Consider the following 476-nt stretch of genomic DNA (forward strand, 5'->3'; position numbering starts at 1 on the left):
GCTCTATAGCGTCAGCGCGACCATCCTGACCGTTGGACTGATGTTTGCGCTACTCTTCCTTTGGCTGTTGGGATAACCCGTTGCTGGTATGAATCAAGCATGGGTATCGACAGCAAAAATATGGTACAGTCCCCGCGTTACGCGGCATCGTCCGCGCGCCCCGGTAGCGTACCCGGGCGAGTTTTGGGATGATGATGCCGTTTTTCAGGGGGCAGGATGGGTAAACTAACGCTGCTATTATTAGCTTTGCTGGTCTGGCTACAGTATTCGCTGTGGTTCGGTAAAAACGGCCTGCATGACTACACGCGGGTTAACGACGACGTCACCGCCCAGCAGGCGACTAACGCCAAATTAAAAGCACGCAACGATCAGCTGTTTGCCGAAATTGACGACCTCAACGGCGGGCAGGAAGCGATTGAGGAGCGTGCGCGCAATGAACTCAGCATGACCCGCCCGGGCGAAACCTTCTATCGTCT

General features: G+C 55.0%; 1 protein-coding gene and 1 pseudogene. Both read left to right on the forward strand.

The features are described 5' to 3' along the window. Positions 1 to 76, forward strand: a pseudogene (locus tag MFP24_RS00325) (DUF3561 family protein); the annotation flags it as partial. 140 nt (positions 77 to 216) lie between these two features. Further along, the coding region (gene ftsB, locus MFP24_RS00330) for a cell division protein FtsB (RefSeq protein WP_249246710.1) at positions 217 to 476 on the forward strand (260 nt) is incomplete at its 3' end.

This window comes from Brenneria tiliae, assembly GCF_023347575.1.
GTDB classification, from domain to species: Bacteria; Pseudomonadota; Gammaproteobacteria; order Enterobacterales; family Enterobacteriaceae; genus Brenneria; species Brenneria corticis.